At 60.4% G+C, this 921-nt stretch carries 1 protein-coding gene; it reads left to right on the top strand.

The window, feature by feature from the left end:
* Positions 1-921, top strand: a 921-nt coding sequence (locus DBR24_RS10025; RefSeq protein WP_128614647.1) for a PDZ domain-containing protein, incomplete at both ends; no start/stop codon positions are given.

The following is a 921-nucleotide window of genomic DNA, read 5'->3' as shown; positions in this document are numbered from 1 at the left end:
CCCACGTTCCGACGTGGCGCTGCTGAAAATCGAAGGCAAGGATCTGCCAGTGCTGAAGCTTGGCAAATCCCAGGACCTGAAAGCCGGCCAGTGGGTCGTTGCCATCGGTTCGCCGTTCGGCTTCGACCACACCGTGACCCAAGGCATCGTCAGCGCCGTGGGCCGTAGCCTGCCGAACGAAAACTACGTGCCGTTCATCCAGACCGACGTGCCGATCAACCCGGGTAACTCCGGTGGTCCGCTGTTCAACCTGAATGGTGAAGTGGTCGGGATCAACTCGCAGATCTACACCCGTTCCGGTGGCTTCATGGGCGTGTCGTTCGCCATTCCGATCGACGTGGCGATGGATGTGTCCAACCAGTTGAAGAGCGGTGGCAAGGTCAGCCGCGGTTGGCTTGGTGTGGTCATTCAGGAAGTGAACAAGGATCTGGCCGAGTCGTTCGGTCTGGAAAAGCCGGCCGGTGCGCTGGTGGCACAGATCCAGGATGACGGTCCGGCGGCCAAGGGCGGTCTGCAAGTCGGCGACGTGATTCTGAGCATGAACGGCCAGCCGATTGTCATGTCCGCTGACCTGCCGCATCTGGTCGGCGCACTGAAGGCGGGCGCGAAAGCCAATCTTGAAGTGATTCGTGAAGGCAAGCGCAAGAACGTCGAGCTGACGGTGGGTGCGATTCCGGACGAAGACAAGGCGCTGGACGCGCTGCCGAAGTCGGGCACTGAAAGCACCAGCAATCGCCTTGGTGTTTCGGTAGGCGAGCTGACCGCCGAGCAGAAGAAAACCTACGACCTTAAAGGTGGTGTGGTGATCAAGGAAGTGCAGGATGGTCCTGCGGCCTTGATCGGTCTGCAGCCGGGTGACGTGATCACTCACCTGAACAACCAGGCCATCGGCTCCACCAAGGAGTTCGCCGACATCGCCAA

The sequence above is a fragment of the Pseudomonas sp. HMWF006 genome, assembly GCF_003061205.1.
Classification (GTDB): Bacteria; Pseudomonadota; Gammaproteobacteria; order Pseudomonadales; family Pseudomonadaceae; genus Aquipseudomonas; species Aquipseudomonas monsensis.
Note: the sequence above shows the minus strand (reverse complement) of the source record. Positions and strands in the feature narration are given on the sequence as shown.